Origin of the sequence: Pandoraea sp. XY-2 (assembly GCF_004193915.1) — a bacterium.
GTDB lineage: Bacteria > Pseudomonadota > Gammaproteobacteria > Burkholderiales > Burkholderiaceae > Pandoraea > Pandoraea cepalis.
The window spans coordinates 2054079-2073680 of the sequence record NZ_CP030849.1 but is presented as its reverse complement, the minus strand read 5'-3'; the positions used below and the strand labels follow the sequence as shown (position 1 = coordinate 2073680).

The following is a 19602-nucleotide window of genomic DNA, read 5'->3' as shown; positions in this document are numbered from 1 at the left end:
CATCCGCCACACGCTCAGTCGAGCCAGCGCGTGTCGTAGGCGTGTACTTCCTGCGTCTGCTCGCCCAGACCGTCGATGCCCAGGTGCATCACGTCGCCCGGCTTGAGGAACACCGGCGGCTTCTGGCCCAGGCCGACGCCCGGCGGCGTGCCGGTAGTCACGAGATCGCCCGGCTTGAGCGTGGCGAACTGGCTCATGTAATGCACGAGATACGCCACGCTGAAGATCATCTTCGACGTGTGGCCCGTCTGACGGCGCACCCCATTTACATCGAGCCACAGGCCCAGTTGTTGCGGATCGCGAATCTCGTCGGTCGTCACGAGCCACGGGCCGACCGGACCGAACGTGTCAAAGCCCTTGCCCTTGTCCCACGTGCCGCCGCGCTCGATCTGGAACTCGCGCTCGGAGACGTCGTTCACGAGGCAATAGCCCGCCACGTAGTCGAGCGCATTCTCGAGCGGCACATAGCGTGCCGTCTTGCCGATCACGAAGCCCAACTCGACCTCCCAATCGCCCTTGACGGCGTTCTTGGGCAGCACCACCGGGTCGTTCGGGCCGTTCAGGCAGTTCTCCCACTTGGTGAAGAGCACCGGCTCGGACGGCGCGTCCAAACCCGCTTCCACCGCGTGGTCGCTGTAGTTCAGACCGACGGCCAGGAACTTGCCCACCCCCGAGAACGGCACCCCCAGACGCCCCGGCGCGCTCACCACCGGCAACGTCGCCGGATCCAGTGCACGCAATGCCGCCAGCCCCTGCGGGCTCAACGTCTCGGGCGTAATGTCGGCCAGCACGCCGGAGAGGTCTCGCACATTGCCGTCGCCATCGAGCAGCCCCGGCTTTTCCTGACCCTTGGGGCCGAAACGCAGCAGTTTCAAAACAGTTCTCCTTGTGTCGCGATAGAAGTGAGCAACAGGGTTACCCGTCGATGGCTCAGTGGTAAGAGGAATGCACGAGACACTACGCCGGTCGCCCCCAACGCGTCAATGGCGGCGCGGCCCTCAAAGCGACGGCGCTCGGAATCGTTGTTCGCGCCATCGATTTCCTCGACGGACTCGAACGCAGCGTCAACGGCGTGGTCGCGGAAGATCGTTTGTCCATGGGCCTCTCGACAGATCGGTATGGCCCGGTTCACGGTGCGGCGTATCAAGGGCTTCTGTTGTCGGGGTGTCACTTTTCTGAGACCATGACTCGCCGCCTCGACATGCTCACGGAGGCAAGGTTCTCGCCATTGCTGGATCTGCTGTCCCTCGCGCCCTGTCCGTTCCCCGAACTCTGGAGTCTCCGACGATGTCCTCCTCAAAGACCGCCATGCTGGGCCACTGGACCATGTACATGCCGATTGTGGCCCTTGTCGTGCTCGGCCTCGCCGGTTGGCTGCCCTATGGCGCCTCGCTGGTGGTGTGTGCCGCCGCTTTGGCCGGCGCCGTATTCTCCGCCGTGCATCACGCCGAAACGGTCGCCCACAAGGTTGGCGAGCCGTTCGGCACCCTGGTGCTGGCCGTGGCCGTCACCATCATCGAAGTGGCCCTGATCGTCTCGGTGATGCTCTCGGGAGGACCGGACAAGGCGGGATTGGCCCGCGACACGGTGTTCGCGGCCATCATGATCGTCTCGACCGGGATCGTCGGGCTGTGCTTGCTCTTCGGCGGGGTGCGCCATCACACGCAGGGCTTTCACGTTGAAGGCGCGAGCGCCGCGCTCGCGGTGCTGTGCGCGCTGTCGGTGCTCACACTGGTGCTTCCGAACTATACGAGCTCGGTACTGGGCCCGGGACTCACGGCGTCGCAACTGGCCTTTGAGGGCATGATTTCGTTGGTGCTGTATATGGTGTTCGTATTCGTGCAGACGGTGAGCCATCGCGATTACTTCCTGGCCAAAGCGCCGAGTGAGGAAGTGCATGTGGCACCGCCGTCGCGCCGCACGGCCGTGCTGAGCCTGGGGCTGCTGGTCGTGGCGTTGCTGGCCGTGGTCGGCCTGGCGAAAAAGCTCTCGCCCGCCGTCGAACAAGCGGTCGCCGAGGCTGGCGCGCCGAAAGCGGTCGTCGGTATTGTGATTGCCGCGCTGGTATTGTTGCCGGAAGGACTGGCGGCCTTGCGCGCCGCACGTGCGAACAAGCTGCAGACGAGCCTGAATCTGGCGCTCGGCTCAGCGCTGGCGAGTATCGGGCTGACGATTCCGACCGTGGCCGCCGTCTCGCTCGTGCTCGATCAGCACATCGAATTGGGGCTTGCGCCGAAGGAGACCGTGCTGCTTGCCGTGACGCTGCTCGTTGGCGTGATCACCCTCGGCACGGGACGCACGACCGTGCTGCAAGGCGCCGTCCATCTGGTACTGTTCGCCGCCTTCCTGTTCCTGGCGATCGTTCCTTGACCGGCACGCGGGCCGACACGACCGCCTGATGCGTTCAGTTGACGCGTTCGATTCTCGAGCGGGCCACCGTAGCGGATGTGGTGGATGTGGCGAACGTGGGATCATCGCGTCCGCCGCGCACTCGACGCGCTCAGTCCTTGTCAGCGCCCTGCTTTGTCGCGTCTTTGCCGGTCGTGCCGGCAGTGTCGGCGGCCGCCGTGTCGTCTTCCGACGCGGTGCCGAGCAACGCGCCCAGCAGCTTGCTGCCGGCGGCATTGCCCTTGTTTTGCACGCCAACCTGCTTGCCGCGTTGCGGGCCGCGACGCACGCTGCCGTCGATCTTCAGGCCCTTGCGCTTCTCAATTTCAAATTTCGTCTGTGTCATGATGCTGTCCGTGGTGGGCTTGCCCCTCAGGCAGGCCGGGGGTGATTCGGTGGTTCAGAGATCGATGCCGAGACTACCGTCGGCGGCCAGCGACTTCGCCAGCGCGTGAGCGGCTTCGAGCGCGTCGTTCGCCCAGCGATAGGCCTCAGGCGTAGTATGGGTCAGCGGCGGGTCCAGCGTTTCGATGACGTCGTCCACGTCGCGCCAGCCGGTGAAATGCACCACGCCGTGAAATTGCCCGTCCGGCGCGGGCGACGTCTCCGCCCAATAGTAAAAATCCTCCGCCAGCAGGCAACCTTCGAAACTCATGTCGATCCCGTGAAAAGGCGGCATCGTAGCACGCCGCACGGCGAGCGGCATACTGACGCAACGCAGTAGAATACTGCGACACAGCACCCCACGACTCTAGTTACCGACATCACGATGTTTACCGGAATTGTTCAAGGCACGGCCACGCTCTCGTCCATCGACGATCGCGACGGCATGCGCACCCTCGAGCTGGCCTTCCCCGAAGGCTTCTGCGAAGACCTTACCCTGGGGCCAGCGTCTCGGTCGACGGCGTTTGCCTGACGGTCACGCAATTGCTCTCGCCCACCAGCGCGTCGTTCGACGTGATTCTGCAGAGCCTGAACGTCACGACGCTCGGCGGCTTCGGCGCGGGCGCAAAGGTCAACGTCGAACGTGCCGCCAAGGATGGCGCTGAAATCGGTGGCCATCCACTCTCGGGCCATATCGATTTCTCGACCGACATCCTCAGCGTTCGCACGTCGGACACCAACCGCGTGCTGCGCATTGCGATTCCCGAAGCGTTCCGCAAGTACGTCTTCGCGAAGGGATATATCGCGATCAACGGCGCGAGCCTGACAGTCTCGGAGGTCAATCGACAGGAAGGCTGGTTCGAAGTGTGGCTGATTCCCGAGACGCGCCGCATGACGACGTTCGAGGACAAGCTCGCCGGCACACGCGTCAACATCGAGATCGAGCGGAGCACGCAGGTGGTGGTCGACACGGTGCGCGAAGCCGTGCAAGAGAGTCTCGGCCGTCTGCAACCGGTGCTGGAGGCGCTGCTTAAGGAAAAGGGCCTCTCGCTCGACGATTTCGTGTCGGTGCCGCAGTTGCCCGCTGGCACTGCCAGCGACACACCGCCTTCCAAGACCTGAGCCTGCCGAACACTACTGGACTGAAGGACATGCATGCGACTTGCCACGTGGAAGTTTCATGCATGTGCGAACACGTCTCGGTGAGCGTCACACACCGCTCGATAGCTCTGAACATTAAGACGGCGTCGTCGACGGCATGACGCAACGCCACACAACGCTGCGCCCTCGCACGCCATCAGCCTTGCGCAAATCATGAGCGCTCGACCGCCGCGCCCCAAAACGCGCGGATGGCGGCAATGCCGTGTGCCCCCGCTTCACGAGCCTCAGCCACGGTGCCAAGCGACATTCCGCCCAATGCATAGACGGGAACCGACGTCAGCGCCGCCAGTTCACGAAATCGCGACCAGCCAAGGGGGACTGCCGAGGTGTGTGTCGCTGTGGGAAGGACCGGTGAAATGGTCAGCAGGTCAGCCCCCATCTCAGTTGCATGTTTGACTTGGCGCTCGTCATGGCACGCGGCGGACACTAGCTGCCCATGCGGAAGTGGCCGGCGCCGACACGTCATCAACCGTGTGCTCGTGAGGTGTACGCCATCCGCCCGCAATGTCTCGGCCTCGCCGAGCGACGCGTTCAGCACGAGGCGCGCATCGTAACGTCGACAGCAAGCCACGGATTTCTCGGCCAACCATGCGTACTGCTCAGGCGTCACGGTCTTGGCACGTAACTGCACCAGTCGGACGCCGGAGCGCAATGCGCAGTCAAGTTGCTCAATGAAGACGTCCAGCGGCTCGTTTCGTGGCGGTTCGGGGTAATCAGATAGGTGAGCGGCAATCGCGTCATCGGTTCCATTGCAGTCAACGTCCAGCGCGAGACGCATAGGGGCCACCGGCGTCGGAACCGGCAAAATCAAGCGTTCTGTGACGATGGGTACGGCAGATATGGTAGGCCACCGGCGCTGCCAGCAAGCCACTTGCTGAGATATAGATCGCCGGCGCGCTTAGAAAGCCTGTCACCTGAATCAGATAGGCGCACACGACGGGCGCGGTTCCACCAAACAGAGCCGTAGCAAATGAGTACGTGACAGCCATACCGAAGTCGCCCCAGTTGCGCCTCAACAGGTCGGGGAGAAAGACAAAGATCACGCCCCCCATGCAACCCGTCATGATGGCAAACGCGGCCAGAGCGGCGACCACGGCCACAAACCCTCCCTCGCGCAGGACACAGAACAACGGATAGGTGCCGATCACCAACGAAGCGATTCCCACGACGACGAGCCTTGAGGCGTCGATAACGCGTGAGGCATAGCCTGAAACTGCCGAACATTATGACAATTGCTGAACACGTACTTTCCGGTATCCGATTCCTTAAGACTCGCCGGAACCGGGAAATTCTCTATTAGGCTGAGTAGTTTGCTGTCGGATTTCATCGTGACCTTGAAGTGTTTGATCAATCTATCGACGAGTGACCTTTCTATACGAATCCAACCTCAGTGGTTAGCGCGGATGTTTACAACAAGCGACGAAGAAATAATTGCCCATCCCTCTAGGCAGAGTCGATACGGTAGCGTCGAAATGGAGAGGCTTTCTCCGAAAGCGCGGCCTAAACGGAGCGACAACGCATCACGCACGTCCTGATTTGCATCGCAACGACTCGCAGATCACGCCAATGTCTGCCAGAGAGCTGTTGACCCTCAATACCGGAAGTGGAGTTCTCATGTCGAGGCAAGAACGCTATGAAAATGTCGTGGGATGGGCGAAAAAAATCAGAAAAGGCCCAGGTAAAGGCGACGCTGAAGAAAGACGCCGTGCGATACGTCCACCGGGTCAAGTGGCATTTAGAGGATTTGCCGTATGGCAATGTGCGAAGGGCACCTTTCTCATCGCCAAGGACGGCCGACCAATGCCCGGCGATCCTGAGCAGCCGTCCAACATTGCACGCTATTCCGATTTTGCTTCGGCGTGGAAATGTGCGCGGAAAGTGGGTCCGTACGGCGTGGTCATTTATGCGGGACCGGGGGGAACTGTGTTCACCGTTGGCTAGGGCGCGCCAGCGTCACCGGGCGATCACGGCCCGCACGATAGTCGCCTACAATGCCGGGTATCACGGCGTGCTGTCGCGCCCCCAACCGGGCGAAAAATGGGTTGCCGGATGGACATCCAGACACCGATCCGCCCGACGAAACGCCAACGAAACCCGCACCCATCAGAGGGATAAGAATTTTCATGCAACTCGCCACCTGGAACGTCAATTCGCTCAAGGTTCGTCTCGGTCATGTGCAGGACTGGCTACGCAGCAACCCGGTCGACGTGCTGTGCCTTCAGGAACTGAAGCTGACCGACGAGAACTTCCCCATCACCGAGATCGCCGCGCTCGGTTACACATCGCACTTCACCGGCCAGAAGACGTATAACGGCGTCGCAATGTTGGTCAACCACGCGAAGGTGGGAGAAGCGACCGACCTGGTCAAGAATCTGCCGAATTTTGCCGACGAGCAGCAGCGTCTGATTACCGCAACGATCGGCGGCGTACGCGTGGTCTGCGGTTACTTCCCGAACGGACAAGCCGTCGATTCGGACAAGTTCGTCTACAAGCTGAACTGGCTCGACGCACTCACGCACTGGCTCTCCGACGAATTGGTGCGCCACCCGCGCCTTGCGCTGCTAGGTGACTACAACATCGCCCCCGAAGACCGCGACGTACACGATCCCGCGAAATGGGAAGGTCAGAATCTGGTGTCGCCGCAGGAACGCCAAGCGTTCGCACGGCTGCAAGGACTCGGGCTGCGCGATACGTTCCGCATGTTCGATCAACCAGAGAAGACGTTCAGCTGGTGGGACTATCGCATGGGCGCGTTCCGACGCAACGCAGGGCTACGCATCGACCACATTCTCGTGTCTTCCGCATTGGCCGAGCGCTGCACCGGGTGCGAGATCGACCGCGTACCCCGCACCTGGGAACAGCCGTCGGATCACACACCCGTCATCGCCACTTTCAAGGACTGACGGGCGTCCTGACACGTCCTGGGCACTGCGCTCCGCGCTCTACGCGCACGCCATGCGAACGGCACCTGATTCAGGTGCCGTTTTTTCCATCGAAGGCTTTGCGGATCATTGGCCGCTGCGCGGATCCGTCAGGCGCGACTCATAGACAAAACAGCGAATCGCCGCCTTGTTTCGCGTGTCCATCTGCGTGAACTCCAGACCGTAGGCCCACGTTCCATCGATCCGCGGACCCTCCACGCTGCGAACCGCTGCCATACCGAGAATCGCCACCACATCGGCGCCGATCGGCACACGGAACTGCAACGCGACGAGACGACAGCCTTCCGGCAGCGGCGCCTTCACCACGATTCCCGCGCCATCCGCGCTGACATCGCGCACCAGTACGAGCCACTCAGGTGTGTCCTGCGGGTCCGCAAGCATGCGCGTGAACGAGACCCGCGACGTCTCGTCCAGTGGCGAGAGTCGCGCCACCAGCCGCGTATCGACGCGAGGTGTACGACGCACGGGCGTCTCACGCACCTGCGAAGGACGCGAAAGCACCACATAGTCGAACGGCCCCTGATGCACGCTGTGCACATCGCAAGTGAATTCGTACAGGTTGTCGCCCGGAAATGTCCAGAGCGCAAGCCGGTCGCCCGCCGTCACCGGTCGACGCGTGTCGCCCGAAGCGGGCGGCGTGATGATCAACATACCGTTGGGCGCGCGGCCAATCAGGCGAGCGCGTACGCGTGGGCTCTCGGCGTCCGGCGAGACACGCACCTGTATCCATGCGCCGACTGGCAACGGCACCGGCAACCCTTGCAGGTACACGGCCGATGCGCCGGTCCCTAGTGGCGACGCGGAATTTGCGGCCTCCGTGCGCCCCGCCGCTTCGCCCGTGGTCGCCCCCTCGGGAAGCGGCCGGTGCGGCGCGAACGTCGTGAAGAGCCAGTCGAGATCGGCCTCTGAAGGCAAACGCTCGCCCGCCGCCAGCAGCGGTGTGCCGTCGGCGTCGAACAACGGCCAGGAGAGTGGAATGTGAGCGTCAAGCTCGCGACGATTCACAGCCACGAACCCCGGATAGCCTGACGCGATACCAGTCGAGTCCATGATGCCTGGGAGAGTATGAAACCCTTGATTGCCTGAAAACAGGGCGTTGGCCTTCCCGTATCCCAACGCACGGGGCCGCCGCTTGGCCCCCCGCTTCGCAATGGCATCCGCAGCCAACACCCAACAAAAGTCACCAACGGCCGGCACTTGAAGCGTCCGGACGTCCGAAAAGCGTCACCGCGAACGGGAACGCTTGGCGCGCAAGCACGTTTTACCACGAAAGACGACATGCCCTGACGGTGAAACATCGGGCAAAAACCGGCTCATTCCTGATTAATCGCCATCGGTCCCCGCCGAAAAGCCGTCGTTGGCCTCCCCCGCTGAAAGCATCCATCGACGAATCGCGCCCGCCTGGAGCGGCAGACGGATCGCCCAGAACCAAGGCAGCGTTTGACGGCACGCCTGCGCCAGCCCCGGCAACTGTGCAATGTCCGGGCATGTCAGCCAGTCGGCCAACCGCTCCGCCAGTCGTTCCACCGCGCTCGTCTCGCCGGCCAGACACTCGCGCAACGCCAGCGCCTGCGGCAAGTGACGCGACGCGGCGTCTCCTCGCAGGGTTTCGTTCAGGGCCGCGAGCGCGTAGTCGCGATAAGCCCTCAACTCATCTGCCGGCAACCGCTCACTTGCCGGCGCCCCCGAGGCGCCGTTCGCGATCGACCACGGTCGGTGCCATTCCGGTTGGGTCGCCAGCCAACTCAATCCGGCGACGACGGACACCCATCGAACGTGCCGTGCCATGGCAACGCTCAACGGCGGCTCGCCGGCGGGCATGACGAAGGGAATCTCGCGGAAAACATCTTCGATGTCGGCATGTCCTGCCCGCCGCAGCTGCGCATGGTTCGGTGAGCGCGACGAACGGACCACGGCGTCGAGTCGGTCGGCCGTGCTCAATGGCGCTGACACGGCCTGCACTGTCGCCATGCCGACGGCCGAGTGCCACGGATCCCATGCCCCATGACACGCGGCATCGGCGTGGTTGGCGCCGCCCATGCCAAACCAACGCCCGACAAGCCGGACGAAGGGGGCGAGCGGATGCTCTATTGGCCAAAGCCCGGCAAGAAAGCCGAACTCCCTGAGCAGCCCCTGAAGTTGCGCCATGCTGCCCGGGACAAAATCGTCGGGCGACGCCGCATCGCGCACGATGACCCGCGTACCGACCCATCGCCAGCCCGGCAGCGTCTCGAAAACGTGGGACACGTTGCCCTGCGTCGCCGGACGCCCCGCCCCCCCCTCCAGCACACTCGCCAGCAGGTGCCTCGGCAGACGTGCCGCAACCCCGCCGTCCGCCCCAATCAGTACGATGTACGACGCATCGAATGCATCGATTCCATCCGCCGAAAGCGCCACGTGCACCTGTGGCGGCAGCGCCTCGAACCACGCGGACCGCAGCGCCTGTACACGCGTGTCGCCAATGCCATCCACGCCTTCTCCGGCCCAGTAGAGGGTTTGGCACATCGCCCCGGCCAGCGGCCATACGGCCTGCGACGACACATTGCTGCAGCGCCGGTGCAACGCCGTCATGAGCGACGCCGTCCCCCATTCCGCCCGTGGCCGCAACCACCGCTCGTCCACCAGTTCGTGAAGCGTGCGCCTGAGCCATTGCGCCCGAAGTTCGGCAATGCCGTCATGTCCGCCAATGGCTCCCGCCTCGCCCCCGCCGACCAGCAAACGACCGAGCCAGTCGCTGCGCTGCACGGACGCAGGCAGCCGCTCGAGCTGCGGCGCGACCTCGCGCCCCCCGCCCAGAATGCCTGGCGAACTGGCGAGCGCGACCAATAGTTGTATGAAGATGCTCGCGCGCATCGCCGGCTGGTCGAGCGGCAACGTCGTCAACGATTGCACGACTTTTTCAAGTTCGAACGGTGTCAGGTGGCGCAGCCACGCGGCGTCGAGGCGAACGCGGGCGCCGTGCCATTGCGTGCCGGCCAGATTGCAGTTGGCCCCGATGCGCACGTGCTTCAAACTCGCCCCGCTGAATCGGGAATGGCGCAGATCGCAGGATTCAAAAAACACGCCGTTGAGCTTCGCTCCGCGCGCGTCCCACCCCGGGCATTCGCAGTGTCGGAATTCGGCGCCCCGCAAGTCGGCGCCGATGGCCTGCGCGTTGCGCATGGCCACCGACGTCCATTGCGAGTGTTTGGCCTTTGCGCCGATCAGCTTCGCGCCGTGGGCGGTGCCCCCGGTAAAGCTCGCCTGCTGCAATTTGGCCCGGTGGAACGATGCGCCATCGAGACGAACTTGCACAAACTGCAGTCCCTGGCATCTCGCTTCGCTCAGGTCGGTGCCGCACATCACCGTATGCCAAAGATCGGCACAACGAAGATCGGCTTTCACGAGCCGTGCGCCACTGACATCCGCCGCCCGAAAACAGGCCCCTCGCAGATCTGTCTTTTCGAAGTCGGCATTGACATGATTCGAGTACGCAAATCCCGAATTTACCAACGATGCGCCAGTCCACCATGCCCCGCTGAAATACCCGCCGCCAAACTGAGCGCCTGGCGCCGTCACACCGCGCAAATCACCGTTCGGCATCGACAGATCGGGCAGCGTTGCATTGCGCAGATTCGACAGCGTTAGCGCAACACTCAGCACAGCGACCGGCCATTCACGCAAGGGCAAACGCTCGCATGCCCGCACGTCGGTCGCCGCTTCGTCGGTCGACGAGAGCCAATGCCATTGAGGGACGACCGGCATCCGGCCGTCAGGGACCGCGCACCACTTCATCAGATCGCGTGCCACTGCGCTGACCCGCGTACCGTCCAGCAGATGGGAAAAGCGGGTGCGCCAAGCCTGTCGCAGCGCATTTTTATCGAATGGCAAGTCGATGCCCATGGCGCTCGCGCCGCCCTGCGGCGCCGCATCGATCCCAAATCGATCCGCGGTCTCGGGGCGCCCGGCGAACCTGTGTGCCAGCCAGGCCACTTGCAGCGAAATCACGCGACGCTCGTCCGCGCTGGCACGCAGCACCGCATGGCGCAGCCCCTCGGGCGGCGGGGCACTGCGTGCCGCCAGATCGGAAGACGACAATGTGCTGTCGCTACGCCCGTCGATTGGGCGGCTAACAACGGATATTTGGGCCCCGCCCGATATCCCGCTCTGAACCGACCTCATGCGTCGCTCCTTGGCGCGCGCTCATGGGCGCGCGCAAAAAAGCACCATGTTGCCGAAGACGTGCGGCCCTGCGCACCGAGGAAATTCCGATTTGGTGCGCGGGCGCGTCAGGCAGGAGGGTCGTGTCAGCCGAGGCAGAGTGTCAGCGCGTCCCGCCAGTCGGGCGCGCGAAGACCGAAGGTGCGTGCGAGCTTGTCGTTGTCGAGGACCGAATACGCCGGGCGCTTGGCCGGTAATGGATAGGCAGAAGTCGGAATCGCCACAACGTTCGGACGCTTCTGCACTGCGCTCAGATCGAGAATCGCTTCAGTGAACCCGTGCCAGGTCGTCTGCCCGGCGGCCGTCAGGTGGTACAAACCGCCATGTTCGCGCCAGAAGTCGGCGTCGCTTCCCTTTGCTCCGAAACCTTGCACCAGCGCCTGCGAGGTCAGTTCGGCGATCGTGCGGCACCACGTCGGCGCACCGTGCTGGTCAGCCACGATCCGCAATTCGTCGCGCTCGCGGGCCAGTCGTTGAACGGTGAGCAGGAAGTTCGCACCGCGCGCACCGTACACCCAGCTTGTACGCAGCACCAGATGATTCGCACCGCTCGCCGCGATGGCCGCTTCGCCTGCCAGCTTGGTGCGGCCGTACGCGTTCTGTGGGTTGGTGGGTTCGTCCTCGCGGTAGGGCGTGGAAGACGTACCGTCGAAGACGTAGTCAGTGGAAAAGTGAACGACGAGTGCGCCGGTGCGCTTGGCCGCTTCGGCCATGATGCCGGGCACGACCGCGTTCACCTGATACGCGGCGGCCTCGTCCGTCTCGGCACGATCGACGGCCGTATAGGCCGCCGGATTGACGATCAGATCCGGCGAGAAGTCACGCAGGGTGCGCACGACGCTGTCGGTGTCGAGCAGGTCCATCTCGTCGCGCCCGGGGGCGTGCACGTCGCCCAAACCCTGCAGGCTGCGTGCCAGCTCCCAGCCCACCTGCCCGGTGGCGCCCGTCAACAGGATGCGTCTTGCCATGGTAAAGCTCCCTTGTGGCCGAATCGTCAAACCTGGGAGCCTACCGTGATTGGCGTCAGGTTTCCAGCCCGAGTTCCTGGATCTTGCGCGTGATGGTGTTCCGTCCGATGCCAAGGCGGCTTGCCGCCTCGACTTTGCGTCCGCGCGTGAAGTCGAGCGCCTCGTTGATCAACGCCGTCTCGAACCGGCGCGTCAATTGATCCATCACGTCGGGCGACGCGGAACGAAGCAGGCGCGCCACTTCACGGCGCAAGAGCGGCTCCCAGCTGTCCGCACCGGTGACGTCTCCCGTCGCGCCAACATTGCCCGCGACCGCAGCGGCACCACCGACACCCGCGATCCCGCCGACGGCCGACAGCCCCGCGTCCACGCCGCCATAACCCGCGATGGCCGGCACCGGGGCGGTGGTCCCCGTTGCCGCCTGGGGCGTCGCGGCGGGGTAGGCAGGCATGCTTGCCGACGCCCCCACTCCGGCCCCCGGCGCCGCTGCCAGCGTCTGGAACTCCGGCGGCAAATCCTTGATCTCCACCGTCTGCGCCGGGGCCATGACCGTCAGCCAGTTGCTCAGGTTTTCCAGTTGACGCACATTGCCCGGGAACGGGAAGCGCGTCAGATGCGCCAGCGCAGCCTCGCTGATGCGTTTCGTCTCGACGCCCAGGTCGCGCGCGCTCTTCTGCAGAAAGTGACGCACCAGCAGCGGGATATCCTCATTGCGCTCGCGCAGCGACGGCAAACGCAAGCGAATCACATTCAGTCGGTGATACAGATCTTCGCGAAACAGACCCTGCCGCACACGATCTTCCAGATTCTGGTGCGTGGCCGCGATCACGCGGACATTCGCCTTGATCGGACTATGGCCGCCGACGCGGTAGTAGTTACCGTCCGAGAGCACGCGCAGCAAACGCGTTTGCAGATCGAGCGGCATGTCACCGATTTCATCGAGGAACAGCGTGCCGCTCTCGGCTTGCTCGAAGCGCCCGCGCCGCGTGGCCTGCGCACCGGTAAACGCCCCGCGCTCATGGCCAAACAGTTCGGATTCCAGCAGATCCTTCGGAATTGCCGCCGTGTTGAGCGCGATGAACGGCCCGCCGGCGCGCGGCGAGTGGCGGTGCAGTGCACGCGCGACCAGTTCCTTGCCGGAGCCCGATTCGCCGGTGATAAGCACCGTGGCGCTCGAATGCGAGAGACGACCGATCGCTCGGAACACGTCTTGCATGGCGCTCGCCTGCCCGAGAATTTCCGGCTCTTCGGTGATGCGTTCGTCGTCCGTCGCCTCGCGCAGGCTTTCCTCGACCGCGCGCAAAATCAGCTCGACCGCGCGATCGACGTCGAACGGCTTGGCGAGATATTCGAACGCACCGCCCTGAAAGGCCGCGACGGCGCTGTCCAGATCCGAGAACGCGGTCATGATGATGACCGGCAGTCCGGGATGTCGTTGTTTGACCGTCTGCAGCAGTTCGAGCCCGGAGCCGCCCGCCATGCGGATGTCCGAGACCAGCACCTGCGGCGAGTCGTGTTCGAGTGCCGCGCTGGCTTCGCGCGGACCGGTAAAGCTGCGCACCGGCAGATTGGCTCGTGAGAGCGCCTTTTCGAGCACCCATCGAATCGATTGGTCGTCGTCTACTATCCAGATCGGCTTCATTGTTCACCGTTTAACGTCTATGCCCGGCCGCAGGTGCTACGGCCGACGGCGTGAGGGCCGCTTCAGCCCAGGGGCAGCAGGATTCGGAAATCCGTCCGTCCGGGCCGGCTTTCGCATTCGATCAAACCCTCGTGGCGCTGCACGAACGACTGCGCCAGTGTGAGTCCCAGACCGCTCCCCCTTCTCGCCCGGAGACGAGCGGATAGAAAATGCGGTCACGAATGTCGGCGGGAATGCCTGGCCCGTTGTCGATCACATGCAATTCCAATGCCAGCTTGTGCAAACGTTTGGCAATCGTGATCTTTCGCGCCACTCGCGTGCGCAAGACGATGCGCGCATCGCCCCGTGCAATCTGCCCGCGCAGCGCTTCGGCACCATTGCGAACGATGTTGAGCAGGGCTTGAATGAGTTGTTCCTTGTCGCCACGAAAGTCGGGCAGGCTTACATCGTAGTCGCGCTCGATCGACAGCCCCTGCGGAAACTCGGCGAGCACCACCGACCGCACGCGCTCGCACACCTCGTGGATGTTGACGTCGGTGGCAATGAACGGATGACGGTGCGGTTCGAGCAGGCGGTCGACCAGCGTCTGAAGTCTGTCGGACTCCTTGATGATGACCTGTGTGTACTCGCGCAGCTCACGCTGATCCAGCTCGAATTCCAGCAACTGCGCCGCGCCGCGAATCCCGCCCAGCGGGTTCTTGATTTCGTGCGCCAGGTTGCGGATAAGCTGTTTGTTCATCAGCGCCTGATCGATGATGCGCTCTTCACGCTCGTTCTTGATCTTCTGTTCGTTCTCGATCAGCTCAACGATCACGAAATCGGGGGCGGCCTCAGGGGCGGCAACAATCGCATGCGTGTGCAGAGGCTCCTGCGCGGTGCGCTCGAGCACCAAATCGAGGCGCGTCGTCTGAAAGCGGTTGGCGATGAGATCGGCCATCGTCGAGCCGAGCACCTCGCCGTTCGTGAAGACATCATTCCACGTCATTTGCGACAGCGAACGGCGCGAAAGCGCGAGTAGCGCCTCGGCGGCCGGGTTGGCAAACACGACACGCAGCGATTGCTTCTCAAGCACGAGCAAGACGGTGGGCAACGCTTCGAGACCGGGCAACACGCCCGTCGCAGCGAGCTTGGCTTCCCACGGATCGACGCCCGGCGGCAACACCGTCGTCTGGCCGGCGGCGTCGGGGGTCATATCGGCGGCATGGGGATCTTCCGCGGCAGCGGCGTGCTCGGCGCGCTTCGTCTGCCCTTTCCCACCGGCACGGACACTGTTCATTAAGGATCGAGGCGAGAGGTTCATGGCTGGCTACTTAGCGAATGCGCGCTGCGGATAAAAAAGGGGGACGGCCGCGGCCATCCCCCTTGCCTGTCGAGCATGACGGTCGGCCGCTGGCGTTCCGTCATGCCGGCGCATTCCCTGCGCAGCGATTCAATTACAGCGAGTAGTACAGTTCGAACTCGAGCGGGTGCGTGGTCATGGCGATACGACGCGCTTCGTCCGTCTTCAACGCGATGTACGAATCGAGCATGCCGTCCGTGAACACGCCACCACGGGTCAGGAACTCGCGGTCTTCGTTCAGGTATTCCAGCGCCTGTTCGAGGCTCGAGCACACGGTCGGGATCTTTGCGTCTTCTTCCGGCGGCAGGTCGTACAGGTTCTTGTCGGCAGCTTCGCCCGGGTGGATCTTGTTCTGCACGCCATCCAGACCGGCCATCAGCATGGCCGAGAAGGCCAGGTACGGGTTGGCCATCGGATCCGGGAAGCGCGCTTCGATGCGGCGGCCCTTCGGGTTGGCAACGTACGGAATACGGATCGAGGCCGAACGGTTACGGGCCGAGTAGGCCAGCTTCACCGGCGCTTCGAAGTGCGGCACCAGACGCTTGTACGAGTTGGTCGACGGGTTCGTGATCGCGTTCAGGGCACGTGCGTGCTTGATGATACCGCCGATGTAATACAGCGCGAACTCCGACAGACCGCCGTAGCCGTTACCGGCGAACAGGTTCTGACCATCCTTCCAGACCGACTGGTGGATGTGCATGCCCGAGCCGTTGTCGCCCACGATCGGCTTCGGCATGAACGTTGCCGTCTTGCCGTAGCTGTGTGCCACGTTGTGCACCACGTACTTCAGAATCTGCGTCCAGTCGGCGCGCTCGACCAGCGTCGAGAACTTCGTGCCGATTTCGTTCTGGCCCTGACCCGCCACTTCGTGGTGGTGCACTTCGACCGGCACGCCCAGTTGCTCGAGCAACAGGCACATTTCCGAGCGCATGTCCTGGAACGAGTCGACCGGTGCGACCGGGAAGTAACCGCCCTTCACGCCCGGACGGTGGCCCGTGTTGCCGCCTTCGAAGTCCTTCGCCGACGACCACGGGGCTTCTTCCGAATTCACGCGGACGAACGAGCCCGACATGTCCGTGCTCCACTGCACCGAGTCGAAAATGAAGAATTCCGGCTCCGGACCGAAGAAGGCGGTGTCGCCCAGGCCCGTGCTCTTCAGGTAGGCTTCAGCGCGCTTGGCGATGGAACGCGGATCGCGGTCGTAGCCCTTGCCATCGGCCGGCTCGATCACGTCGCAGGTCAGCACCAGCGTGTTTTCTTCGTAGAACGGGTCGATGTAGGCAGTGTTCGCGTCCGGCACGAGCAGCATGTCCGAGGCTTCGATGCCCTTCCAGCCAGCAATCGACGAACCGTCGAAAGCGTGGCCGCTCTCGAACTTGTCAGCGTCGAAGTGCGACACCGGCACCGAGACGTGTTGTTCCTTGCCGCGCGTATCGGTAAAGCGGAAGTCGACGAACTTGACGTCTTCTTCCTTAACCAGATTCATCACATCTGCCACAGATTTGCTCATGCTATCTCCCGAAAGATTCAATCTGGCGCTGCTGGCGCTTATCGCCCGCGTCGCCGTACCGTCTTAACGAACTCCGTGTTCGGATTCGCCAGTGATAAGCAGGAAGCGTGCCAACAATTCATCACCCTGCCCTCCCTGACCCTCGCCCTCTGATTTCTAAGCGAATATTCTATTCTGGTGCGTCCAGCCCGGAATCCCCGCTCACAGGCCACAATTCCCCAATTCAGTGCAACTCACGCCGAAACATCACCGCATTGGTGCATTTCGCGATTATGCACCTTTTGAGTGCCAACGTCCGATCGGTGCGAACCGAAATTGTGCGTCGCCCTGCACCGCCATCACGCGCGGCCAAACACTGACTGCGCGCCGGCCAACCCCGATGCCACGCAACACGTAAAGTGCCTCGCGCACGAAGGGCACGCTAGAATAAAGCACAATCATCGTCCAACGAGATCACAGCCCCATGACAAGCGCCAAAGCCATTCTCGAGCAAGCCTCCCAACGCCGCGCGAGCGCTCAGCTCGCCTACGCAGGCGCCGTGACGCCGGACGAAGCCCTGGCACTGCTTGGCGCCGATGCCAGCGTTCGCCTGATCGACGTGCGCACGCGTGCCGAACTCGACTGGGTCGGCCGCCCGCAGGTACCCGATGGTCAATACGCCAACGTCGAATGGGTTCGATACCCGGGCGGCGTGCCCAACGAACACTTCCTCGAGCAACTCGCTTCCCAGACGCCGGACAAGACCACGCCGCTGTTGTTCCTGTGTCGCAGCGCCGCCCGCTCGAAGGCCGCCGCCAAGGTCGCCTATGAAGCCGGTTACACGCAGTCGTTCGACATTCTCGAAGGCTTCGAGGGCGACAAGGACAAGGCCGGCCATCGGAAGACGGTGAGCGGCTGGTGCTTTCGCGGACTGCCTTGGCTCGGCGCCTGAGTGGGCATTCCTGTGTGCAAGTGAGCGCACAGGAGCACCCGTCGAGGCACGCGCGTCGACACTTTTCCAGACAACGCTGAACGTCTCAATCGCGAGGAAACACTGAGATGGAGTGGACCCCTTTACTTACGTTCGCGCTCGCCCTGTTCGTCGGCGCCGGCACGCCCGGCCCGGGCATCGCGGCCATCGTGGCGCGCGTGCTCGGACGCGGCACGCAGGGCGCCATCGCGTTCACAACAGGCGTGGCGATCGGCGATGTCGTGTGGCTGACGCTTGCCGTGCTGGGCGTCGCCGCACTGGCCCATACCTTCGCGGGCGTGTTTCTCGCGATCAAATACGCCGGCGCCGCCTACTTGCTCTACCTGGCCTGGAAGATGTGGCACGCACCGGTCGCCGCGCCTGCAGAACCGATGGCCGCCGCGCCGCGCGAGCAATCGTGGCGTCTGTTTCTCGGGGGACTGTCGGTCACGATGGGCAACCCGAAAGTCGTCGTGTTCTACTTCGCCCTGCTGCCCAATCTGCTCGATCTCCAACGGGTGACAGCGCTCGGCTACCTCGAAATCGTGGGCGTTACGCTGAGCGTTCTCGCGCTCGTCTTCGGCAGTTACATCGCGCTCGCTGCCCGCGCCCGCCGACTGCTCAGTTCGGCACGCGCCGTGCGACGTCTGAATCGCGCGACCGGTACGGTGATGGCCGGCGCCGCCGTCGTCATTGCGACTCGCTGAACGCAACACCAGCAGCCATCGCCACTGCGTCGTGATCGCCACCTGCGGGTGGCGTTTTTTTTGGCGCACGTCGCGCATTGTTGCGATTCCCGGAAGTATTTATTCCCTCAATTGCCATTTTTCCGTGATAGCCAGACGCTTAGACTGTCTTCAACGGTCGCACACAACGCATACCGAAGCCCACGAAAGCGAACGCCGGTACCGATGCATTGCGCGCCCCCGCAACTGAGAAAGACAGGAGTCAACGTCATGAATCGCAAGCACATCGCCTCAGCCCTGATGTCGGTCTTGATGGTCACCGCCGCCGGCGCCGCCTTCGCACAGGCGGGTCGGAGCAGCGATGCCTATCCCGAGGGTTCGCAATTCGCATGGGTGTCACAAACCTCGCAGGTCTCGCGCGAGCAGGTTCGCCAGGAATTGGTCGATGCCCGCGCGCAGGGTCTGATTCCGCAGAACGATTACGAGTATCCCGTGCTCGCCACGATGCAGCCCAATCAAGCGCCGGGCAAGACGCGCGCCCAGGTGTATGACGATCTCGTGCGCGCACGCCAGAACGGTGAAATGAAGTACTCGAATCCGTAAGCCTTGCGCCCTCGCTGAGCATTGCGGCACGCCGCAGCGCTCAATCGACAGCGTCGGTCGCCGCTCTCCACCCCCCCTCCGAGCCGCGCCGCACGCGCCGTCCCTCGTCGTGCTGCCGTACCCCGGCAGCACGACGTGACGCACACAGGCAGGACGGCATCGCCAGCCTGTGTTGCGTCACCTCGTATTGTCCCGCCGACAGGCACGCGCCTGAGCCTGACCGGGCAACCGGCACGCCCGCTCGTCCAGAACACTTCCCCTCTGGTCGGGCAGACACCGACGGTTTCCCCACGGGCGCCTCTCCTGTCGCCATGTGCTCCCGCGAGCGCATGGGACCTTCGCCCGCGCCCAGCCCAAGGCGCGGGCTTTTTTCTTGAGTCGCGCAAGCTGCGTGCTACCATGCAGCCGTTTCATTTTGCATAGACAGGATCATCCGGTGAGTCAGATCGAATTCGATATCGAGTGGACCGAACGCGCAGCGAAGAAGGTCGAAAAACTCGTCCCCAAGGGCACCCCTCTCGCGCTGCCGCCGATCGAATGCATGCCGGCCGAAGGCGACGTGCTGTTCCTCGGCCAAGGCGACAAGAAGCAACCGTTTATCGTGGTGGAGCGTCAGTACCACCACGAGGGCGAAGATGCATGGACGATCGTGCTGATTCTCGATCTGCCCGAATAACGTTGAGGATCGTTTGCGGCGCCTGGATCGCGTGAATCGAACGTTTCGGACAGATCGCAACGCAACAACGCGCGGCGCGGCCACTGGGGAAATCCCGGTTGCCGCGCCGCTTTGCTTGGACGGGGCCGTTTTCTATACTTGAAACATGATTTGA

The 19602-nt window shown here is 63.4% G+C and carries 16 protein-coding genes and 3 pseudogenes; 8 read left to right on the top strand and 11 right to left on the bottom strand.

Features of this window, described 5'->3' with window-relative positions:
• Positions 1-14 precede the first annotated feature (14 nt).
• On the bottom strand, positions 15-875 hold the full coding sequence (locus DRB87_RS09495; protein ID WP_130025714.1) for a fumarylacetoacetate hydrolase family protein: 861 nt from the start codon (positions 873-875) through the stop codon (positions 15-17).
• Positions 876-1287: 412 nt separating this feature from the next.
• Between DRB87_RS09495 and DRB87_RS09490 the strand changes: the two genes are divergently transcribed.
• Positions 1288-2370, top strand: coding sequence for a calcium:proton antiporter (locus DRB87_RS09490; RefSeq protein ID WP_130025713.1), 1083 nt, complete (start codon positions 1288-1290; stop codon positions 2368-2370).
• Between the two features lie 130 nt (positions 2371-2500).
• Here DRB87_RS09490 and DRB87_RS09485 read toward each other — a convergent pair whose 3' ends face one another.
• Positions 2501-2734 (bottom strand): hypothetical protein, encoded by a 234-nt coding sequence (locus tag DRB87_RS09485; protein ID WP_130025712.1) that lies wholly within the window; start codon positions 2732-2734, stop codon positions 2501-2503.
• 54 nt (positions 2735-2788) lie between these two features.
• Entirely contained in the window at positions 2789-3067 is a 279-nt protein-coding gene (locus DRB87_RS09480; protein ID WP_130025711.1) for a hypothetical protein, read from the bottom strand.
• A gap of 90 nt (positions 3068-3157) precedes the next feature.
• Between DRB87_RS09480 and DRB87_RS09475 the strand changes: the two are divergent.
• A pseudogene (locus DRB87_RS09475) lies at positions 3158-3894 on the top strand (riboflavin synthase subunit alpha).
• Between the two features lie 190 nt (positions 3895-4084).
• Here the strand turns inward: DRB87_RS09475 and DRB87_RS09470 are convergent.
• A pseudogene (locus DRB87_RS09470) lies at positions 4085-4683 on the bottom strand (thiamine phosphate synthase).
• A 5-nt stretch (positions 4684-4688) separates the two neighbouring features.
• Positions 4689-5084 (bottom strand): hypothetical protein, encoded by a 396-nt coding sequence (locus DRB87_RS09465; protein WP_130025709.1) that lies wholly within the window; start codon positions 5082-5084, stop codon positions 4689-4691.
• 433 nt (positions 5085-5517) lie between these two features.
• On the opposite strand from DRB87_RS09465, the gene DRB87_RS09460 reads away from it, so the two are divergent.
• Together DRB87_RS09460 and xth are read left to right on the top strand one after the other, a co-directional pair.
• Positions 5518-5874, top strand: coding sequence for a hypothetical protein (locus DRB87_RS09460; protein WP_130025708.1), 357 nt, complete (start codon positions 5518-5520; stop codon positions 5872-5874).
• A gap of 182 nt (positions 5875-6056) precedes the next feature.
• Positions 6057-6836: an exodeoxyribonuclease III gene (gene xth, locus DRB87_RS09455; RefSeq protein WP_130025707.1), complete on the top strand. Its 780-nt coding sequence runs from the start codon at positions 6057-6059 to the stop codon at positions 6834-6836.
• 105 nt (positions 6837-6941) lie between these two features.
• Here the strand turns inward: xth and DRB87_RS09450 are convergent, their stop codons facing one another.
• The 6 genes and pseudogenes from DRB87_RS09450 to glnA all read right to left on the bottom strand — a co-directional run bounded on the left by DRB87_RS09450 (position 6942) and on the right by glnA (position 16534).
• A complete protein-coding gene (locus DRB87_RS09450) occupies positions 6942-7925 on the bottom strand; it encodes a flagellar brake protein (protein WP_130025706.1) in 984 nt (327 codons plus the stop codon).
• A gap of 273 nt (positions 7926-8198) precedes the next feature.
• Positions 8199-10952 carry a pentapeptide repeat-containing protein gene (locus DRB87_RS09445; RefSeq protein WP_165385267.1) on the bottom strand — a complete coding sequence of 918 codons (2754 nt, stop codon included), beginning with the start codon at positions 10950-10952 and terminating at the stop codon, positions 8199-8201.
• Positions 10953-11161: 209 nt separating this feature from the next.
• A complete protein-coding gene (gene rfbD / locus DRB87_RS09440) occupies positions 11162-12043 on the bottom strand; it encodes a dTDP-4-dehydrorhamnose reductase (protein WP_130025704.1) in 882 nt (293 codons plus the stop codon).
• Between the two features lie 55 nt (positions 12044-12098).
• The gene (gene ntrC, locus DRB87_RS09435; RefSeq protein ID WP_130025703.1) at positions 12099-13685 is read right to left on the bottom strand and encodes a nitrogen regulation protein NR(I); all 1587 of its coding nucleotides are present in this window, start codon (positions 13683-13685) and stop codon (positions 12099-12101) included.
• Between the two features lie 62 nt (positions 13686-13747).
• A pseudogene (glnL, locus tag DRB87_RS09430) lies at positions 13748-14961 on the bottom strand (nitrogen regulation protein NR(II)).
• 157 nt (positions 14962-15118) lie between these two features.
• Complete coding sequence (gene glnA, locus DRB87_RS09425; protein ID WP_017233517.1) at positions 15119-16534, bottom strand: type I glutamate--ammonia ligase; 1416 nt, start codon at positions 16532-16534, stop codon at positions 15119-15121.
• 463 nt (positions 16535-16997) lie between these two features.
• On the opposite strand from glnA, the gene DRB87_RS09420 reads away from it, so the two are divergent.
• The 4 genes from DRB87_RS09420 to DRB87_RS09405 all read left to right on the top strand — a co-directional run bounded on the left by DRB87_RS09420 (position 16998) and on the right by DRB87_RS09405 (position 19448).
• The gene (locus DRB87_RS09420) at positions 16998-17465 is read left to right on the top strand and encodes a rhodanese-like domain-containing protein (RefSeq protein WP_130025702.1); all 468 of its coding nucleotides are present in this window, start codon (positions 16998-17000) and stop codon (positions 17463-17465) included.
• Positions 17466-17572: 107 nt separating this feature from the next.
• Complete coding sequence (locus tag DRB87_RS09415; protein WP_130025701.1) at positions 17573-18190, top strand: LysE family translocator; 618 nt, start codon at positions 17573-17575, stop codon at positions 18188-18190.
• A 249-nt stretch (positions 18191-18439) separates the two neighbouring features.
• Entirely contained in the window at positions 18440-18772 is a 333-nt protein-coding gene (locus tag DRB87_RS09410; RefSeq protein ID WP_017233513.1) for a DUF4148 domain-containing protein, read from the top strand.
• Positions 18773-19208: 436 nt separating this feature from the next.
• On the top strand, positions 19209-19448 hold the full coding sequence (locus tag DRB87_RS09405) for a DNA-binding protein (RefSeq protein WP_130025700.1): 240 nt from the start codon (positions 19209-19211) through the stop codon (positions 19446-19448).
• Positions 19449-19602 lie beyond the last annotated feature (154 nt).

Coding starts and splice junctions, on each gene's coding strand:
- DRB87_RS09490 (WP_130025713.1), top strand. CDS start 1,288: ATGTCCTCCTCAAAGACCGCCATGCTGGGCCACTGGACCATGTACATG.
- DRB87_RS09485 (WP_130025712.1), bottom strand. CDS start 2,734: ATGACACAGACGAAATTTGAAATTGAGAAGCGCAAGGGCCTGAAGATC.
- DRB87_RS09480 (WP_130025711.1), bottom strand. CDS start 3,067: ATGCCGCCTTTTCACGGGATCGACATGAGTTTCGAAGGTTGCCTGCTG.
- xth (WP_130025707.1), top strand. CDS start 6,057: ATGCAACTCGCCACCTGGAACGTCAATTCGCTCAAGGTTCGTCTCGGT.
- DRB87_RS09450 (WP_130025706.1), bottom strand. CDS start 7,925: ATGGACTCGACTGGTATCGCGTCAGGCTATCCGGGGTTCGTGGCTGTG.
- rfbD (WP_130025704.1), bottom strand. CDS start 12,043: ATGGCAAGACGCATCCTGTTGACGGGCGCCACCGGGCAGGTGGGCTGG.
- ntrC (WP_130025703.1), bottom strand. CDS start 13,685: ATGAAGCCGATCTGGATAGTAGACGACGACCAATCGATTCGATGGGTG.
- glnA (WP_017233517.1), bottom strand. CDS start 16,534: ATGAGCAAATCTGTGGCAGATGTGATGAATCTGGTTAAGGAAGAAGAC.
- DRB87_RS09420 (WP_130025702.1), top strand. CDS start 16,998: ATGACAAGCGCCAAAGCCATTCTCGAGCAAGCCTCCCAACGCCGCGCG.
- DRB87_RS09415 (WP_130025701.1), top strand. CDS start 17,573: ATGGAGTGGACCCCTTTACTTACGTTCGCGCTCGCCCTGTTCGTCGGC.
- DRB87_RS09410 (WP_017233513.1), top strand. CDS start 18,440: ATGAATCGCAAGCACATCGCCTCAGCCCTGATGTCGGTCTTGATGGTC.